The sequence below is a fragment of the Micromonospora sp. M51 genome (genome assembly GCF_018070305.1).
GTDB lineage: Bacteria > Actinomycetota > Actinomycetes > Mycobacteriales > Micromonosporaceae > Micromonospora > Micromonospora parva.
Genome location: NZ_JAGPXZ010000368.1, coordinates 1 through 5,894 on the forward strand (window position 1 = coordinate 1; position 5,894 = coordinate 5,894).

At 72.9% G+C, this 5,894-nt stretch carries 6 protein-coding genes and 1 pseudogene; all 7 read left to right on the forward strand.

The window, feature by feature from the left end; translation table 11 throughout:
- Positions 1–613, forward strand: a 613-nt coding sequence (locus KBX53_RS19480; protein WP_247675884.1) for a hypothetical protein, incomplete at its 5' end; no start/stop codon positions are given.
- Positions 610–1,242, forward strand: coding sequence for a YdeI family protein (locus KBX53_RS19485; protein WP_210860863.1), 633 nt, complete (start codon positions 610–612; stop codon positions 1,240–1,242). The genes KBX53_RS19480 and KBX53_RS19485, both read left to right, overlap by 4 nt.
- Positions 1,243–1,330: 88 nt before the next feature.
- The gene (locus KBX53_RS19490; RefSeq protein WP_245233731.1) at positions 1,331–1,765 is read left to right on the forward strand and encodes a DUF2975 domain-containing protein; all 435 of its coding nucleotides are present in this window, start codon (positions 1,331–1,333) and stop codon (positions 1,763–1,765) included.
- A complete protein-coding gene (locus KBX53_RS19495; protein ID WP_030336216.1) occupies positions 1,765–1,980 on the forward strand; it encodes a helix-turn-helix transcriptional regulator in 216 nt (71 codons plus the stop codon). The genes KBX53_RS19490 and KBX53_RS19495 overlap by 1 nt, the downstream gene beginning before the upstream one ends.
- A complete protein-coding gene (locus KBX53_RS19500) occupies positions 1,977–2,141 on the forward strand; it encodes a hypothetical protein (RefSeq protein WP_167337339.1) in 165 nt (54 codons plus the stop codon). Before KBX53_RS19495 ends, KBX53_RS19500 begins: the two co-directional genes overlap by 4 nt.
- A gap of 129 nt (positions 2,142–2,270) precedes the next feature.
- A complete protein-coding gene (locus KBX53_RS19505) occupies positions 2,271–5,456 on the forward strand; it encodes an ABC transporter permease (RefSeq protein ID WP_030336214.1) in 3,186 nt (1,061 codons plus the stop codon).
- Positions 5,453–5,894, forward strand: a pseudogene (locus KBX53_RS19510) (hypothetical protein); the annotation flags it as partial. The gene KBX53_RS19505 and the pseudogene KBX53_RS19510, both read left to right, overlap by 4 nt.

A 5,894-nucleotide genomic window follows, 5' to 3' on the forward strand; every position in this document is an offset into this window, starting at 1 on the left:
TGAGTTCTACGACCACGCGGTTGCCGCCGCGGACGACGAGCGCCGCCTTCCCCTGGCGCGCATGACCGGGTGGGAGATCAGTCCGTTCGAGCCGGACGGACTTCGCGTGGCGCCGCTGCGGCCGCCGGTGCTCCCCGAGCCGCCGCGGCACGGCGAGGATCCGTCAGACTGCGACGCCTGCCGCAAGCGGGACGAAGGGATCTGGTTCAACGAGCGGTGGCGGCTGACCCGGATCGAGGGTGTGGGTGTCCCGCTGGTGCTCATGCTGTTGCCGCGCGAGCACTACGACATGGCGGACCTGCCCGACGAGTTGGCCGCCGAGCTGGGGTTGTTGAGCACCCGCATCGTCCGCCACGTGCAGGCGCTGCCGCACATCTCACGCGCCCACGTCTACCGCTTCGGCGACGGCGGCGCCCACCTGCACATCTGGTTCTTCGCTCGGCCGGAGGGGCAGGCCCAGTTGTTCGGGTCGTGGCTGGTCGCCTGGGACGACCTGCTGCCGGAGTACCCGGCGCAGGTGGCCGACGCCGACGCCGACGTGGTGGCGGACGCGTTGGTCGAGTCCCACGGCGGGCACCGACTGTCAGACCCGGGGGTTAGCCTGCCGGCATGACGAGCGCTGAGCTGGACGAGCTGATCGTCGCTGACGCCGAGGCGCTGCGCGCCTGGTTGTCGGCGAACCACGCCTCGTCGCCCGGTGTCTGGCTCGCGCTGACCAAAAAAGGCGGCACGGTCACGACGGTGACCTGGCAGCAGGCGGTCGACGAGGGCCTGTGCTTCGGCTGGATCGACGGGCAGGCCCGTAAGCGGGACGAGGGGTCCTCGTGGATCCGGTTCACCCCGCGCCGGTCCCGCAGCTCGTGGTCGCAACGCAACGTGGCGAACGTTGCCCGGCTGGAGGAACAGGGACGGATGCTGCCACCGGGTCGGGCCGCGGTGGATGCGGCGAAGGCGGACGGTCGGTGGGCGGCGGCGTACGCCCCGCCGTCGGAGGCGGAGGTGCCGGCCGACCTCCTCGCCGCGATCGCCGCCGAACCCGCTGCGCAGGCCATGTTCGACGTGCTCACCAAGGCCAACCGGTTCGCCCTCATTCACCGCCTCAACGCGGTCAAGCGGGCGGAGACCCGCGAGCGGAAGATCGTCGACTTCGTCGCCATGTTGGCCCGGCACGAGGCGTTCTACCCGCAGAAGGCCAGACCGTCCTCGGCGGCCGACGCGCCCGGCGCAACAGGCGGCAACTGACGAACCGATTGACTTTCGATAGGTAGCGAGCGAAACTCGATGCATGGTTACTGAGCATCGAGCGGTTGCCGCTCTCAGAGTCTTTCTCGTGGTGCTGTTCGGGGTGCTGGTCGTGTTCCAGACCCTCTCGCTGCCCGGCCAGTTCGCGTACATGGCTGAGCAGTCGCCGCAGGACGCCCACCTGCGCTGGCCGGCGACCGCCGTGACGGTGTTCTGGGTGCTCTGCGTCCAGGTGGTCATCGTCGCGACGTGGCAGTTGCTCAGCCTGGTCAAGAGCGACCGCATCTTCACCGAGGCGTCGCTCAAGTGGGTGGACGCCATCGTGTGGGCCATCGCCGCCGCCTGGGTGGTGCTGGTGGGCGTTTTCCTCTGGGTCGGCTTCAACGCGGACGACCCGGGACTACCCCTCCTGCTCTTCCTCCTGACGGTGGGCGTCACCGTGCTGGGGCTCCTCATGGTGGTGATGCGTGCGCTGCTGCGGCAGGCCACCACGCTGCGCAGCGACATGGAAGCGGTGATCTGATGCCCATCGTCGTCCGCATCGACGTCGAGTTGGCCAAACGCAAGATGAGCGTCGGTGAGTTCGCCGAGCGCGTCGGGCTCACGCCGGCCAACGTGGCGGTGCTCAAGAACGGCCGCGCCAAGGCCGTCCGGTTCAGCACCCTGGAAGCGATGTGCCGGGTGCTCGACTGCCAGCCCGGAGACCTGCTCGAGTGGGTGGAGGAGGAAACCCCATGAGGTACGCCCTGACCGCTGCCGCAGTCTTCGGGGTCGCGCTCGGCATCGCCGCCGTCGTGCTCGGCGGGGCCGACGACTCCCCGGGCCTGCAGGGCATCGGCGTCCTGCTGGTGATCGGCGCGGTGGTGTTCGGCATCCGCAACGTTCGACGCGGCAGCTAAGCATTACAGCTAGCCGCCCGGCTTCGGCCGACCCTCCCGTAATAACGATCAAGTAACGGGCGCGAACCTTTCCCGGTAGGTGGCCTGTCTTGATGGTCGTCGGCCCGCCAGGGCCAGGGGAGGCGTCGGATGAAGCTGGTGTGGAGGCGGGCCCGGGAGGCGCGCGGGTTGCTGATGGCGGCGGTGATCGCTGCCCTCGTCGCCGTCGCGTTGGTCACGGGACTGTCCGACTACAACCGTCGGGCCGTCGACGCCGGGCAGCGGGCTCTCGTCGCCGCCTCGCCCGCCGAGGAGCGCGGCCTACTGGTCAGTGGCTCGGGCGGGCGGGACGCGGCGGAGTTCGCAACCCGGGACAAGGCGGTCCGCGCCGAGTTCGCCACCGGGCTCGGCGGCGTCCCGGTCGCTGTCACCGCCGCCCGGTACGGCACCGGCCGGGAGCTGACCGGCGACCTCGGGCAGATTCCGCGTACCGCCGACGAACCGGTCTTCGCGAGCCTGGCCACGCTCGACGACCTCGCCAGCCACGCCGAGCTGACCAGCGGTGCCTGGCCCCGCCCCGGAGCCAACCCCATCCAGGTGAGCCTGCCCGAGCGGGTCGCCGGCACCCTCGGCCTGACCGTCGGCGAACGCGTCCCGGTGCGGGACCGGGCCACCGAACGACGGGGAGAGTTGGTGCTCGCCGGCACCTGGCGGCCCCGCGACCCGACCGACGCGTACTGGCTGCTGGCCCCCGGCGTGGGAGCGGGCAGCGCCGGTTCCGGCACCTCGTACGGCCCGTTCACGCTCGACCCGGCGGACTTCGCGGCCACCTTCCCGGGCTCCGTGTCGGCGTCCTGGCTCGCCCAACCGGACCTCGGCGGCGTCGACACCGCCGACCTGCCCGCCGTTCGGAAAGCCCTCACCGAGGCGCTGTCGGCAGTGCCCGAGGCTGCCCAACTGGGCAGCTCCGGGCAGGCGGTGACGAAGATGGCGCAGCTGCTGGACCGGATCTCCCGCGCCGACCTGGTGGGTCGCTCGTCGCTGGCCACCCCGCTGCTGCTCATCCTGGTGCTCGGCGGGTACGCGCTGGTGCTCGTCGCCGCGCTGCTGCACGAGGACCGTCGCCCACAGACCGCGCTGCTACGCGCCCGTGGCGCCGCCCGTCGGCAGTTGGCCGGCCTGGCCGCCCGGGAGGCGACCCTGGTGGTCGCCCCGGCGGCCGTGCTCGGTCCGCTGATCGCCGGTGAGGCGCTGCGGTACATCCGGCCCGGCGGGTCGAGTGACCTCTCCACCGCCGGCGGCAACACCACACTGATCTGGGCGGCGGCAGCGGCCACCGCGGCCGGTTGCCTCGTCGCCATGGTCCTGCCGACGCTGCGCGGCGCCGGGACGTACGTCGCGGACATGGCGGCCCGATCCCGCCCGAACCGGGCCGCGAGCGTCCAACGCGCCAGCGTCGACCTGGTGCTGGTGGCGCTGGCCGTGCTCGCCTGGGTGCAGCTACGCCGCTACGCCTCGCCGCTGGCCGGCTCGGGCGGTCGGCTCGGCCTCGACCCGCTGCTGGTCGCCGCCCCCACACTCGGCGTGCTGGCCGGTGCCGTGCTGGCGCTGCGGGTGCTCCCACCGCTCACCCGGTTCGCGGAGCGGTTCGTCGACCGTCGTCCGTGGACCGCCACCATGTTCGGCATGTGGCAGGCCGGTCGGCGTCCGCACGCCGGCCCGGTCCTGCTGCTCGCCCTCGCCGTCGGCGGCAGCACCCTGGCCTGGTCCCTGATCAGCACCGGCGAGCGGTCCCAGGTCGAGCAGGCCGGCTACACGGTCGGCGCCGACATCCGCGTCACCGAACGGGCCGGGGGAGCCCCGCCGACCCGGACCGGTCAGCTCGCCGCGCTGCCGAGCGTGGACCGGGTGCTGCCGGTGTGGCGGGACGAGATCCGGGTCGGCCGGCAGAACCTGCCGGCGACGGTGATCGGCGTCGACCCGACCAGCGCCCCGGGCGTCGTCCGCCTCGCCGACCGCCTCGCCGACGGGTCGGCCTCCGAGCAGTACCAGCGCATGATCGATGAGCGTGCGGCACCAGCGGGTATCGAACTGCCCGCCGGGGCGCGCGCCGTCACCGGCACCGTCCGTACCCCGGTGAGCAACGCCGCCCGGCAGGTCCGGGTCGCGGTGACGCTGCTGGTCACCAGCCCCGACGGGCTCGCGGTACGGTTGCCGGCGACCAACGCCGACGGCGACGGTCGGGCTACCCGGTTCACCGTGCAGCTGCCCGACCTGGGTGGGGCGCGGCTGCGGTTGGCCGGATTCGAGGCCGACGGCGGGCTGGCGGCCGGCAACGCCTACCGACTCGAGCTGGACGATCTGAGCGTGGTCATGGCCGACGGCGCAACCCAGCCCGCCGACCTTGGCGGCGACTGGGTGCTGGCCGCCCCCGGCGAGGCATCCACGCCGGTGCGGACCAACGGCGCCGGGTTCGCCGCCGTCCACGACGTGGAGGTGATTCCCGGCGGGCAGTTCGCGTACCAGCCGCCGACACGGTTCTCCGTCGTGCCGGGCGGGGACAACAAGCCCGTACCGGTGCTGATGACCCCGCAGGTACGCGAGGCGCTGAGCATGAACGTCGGCGACACCGTCGACCTCACCCTCTCCGGGGCGACGTTGCCGGTGCGACTGGTCGGTGAGCTCAGCGCCGTGCCGACCACCACCGCGGCCGGCGTGCTGCTGGACCTGCCCGCGGCGGTCGACGCGCTGATCCGTAGCGACGGGATGGTGCGACCCGTACCGGAATGGTGGATCCGCACCGCCGACGCGAACGCCGCAGCCCAGGCGGCCAGCGAACTCCCGGGCGTCACAGTGCTCAACCGAGAGGCGGCCATCGAGGCGGCCGCCGACGACCCGTACTGGCGCGGCTCCCGTACCGGGATGCTCGCCGCCGCGCTCGGCGCGGTGCTGCTCGCCATCGTCGGCCTGATGGTGGACGTGTGGGCGACCGCCCGGCGACGGCTCGGCGAGTTCGCGGTCCTGCACACCCTCGGCGCCACGCCCCGGCTGATGGCCCGGGCGCTGCTCGCCGAACAGACGTTCCTCGCCGGCATCGGCGTGGGCGTCGGGTTGCTACTCGGCACCGCCGTCGGCGCGACGATGGCCCCACTGGTCATCCTCACCCCGGCCGCCGGCCGGCCGGTCCCCCCGGCGGCGTTCGCGCTGCCCTGGGTGCCGATCGGCCTGACCGCGGTCGGTCTGCTGCTGGCGGCGCTCGCCTTCAGCGCGTTCATCGCCACCGGCATCCGTCAGCGGGTGGCGGCGGCGCAGCTGCGAATCGGGGGAGAACGATGAGCGTCGGGGCAGCCGTCCGGCGGGTCCGGGCGTACGGGGGGCAGTTCCTGCTGTTGGCGGTGCTGACCCTGGTGGTCACGCTGCTGATCAGTGGGGTGCCCCGGCTGGTCAACCGGCTCGCCGAGCAGGGGTTGCGAGCGCAACTCACCAGCGAGCCGGCGGAACGCCGGGACCTCACGTACACCAGCACCATGGCGCCCGCCCCGTCGCAGCGGACCGCGATGGGCAACGCCGTGGAGCGGTTCAACACCCTGGCCGCGGAGATGCCAGAGCAGGTGCGCTCGGCGGTGACCGAGCGGTGGTACAGCGTCGAGACCCAGGCGGCCCGGGTGGTCGGACCGGATCTGGCGGCCCGCAACCTGCTGCTCGACATGGGCCTGCGGGCCATGCCCGACATCCAGGGCGCGGGCACCCTGGTCGAGGGCGCATGGCCGAGCG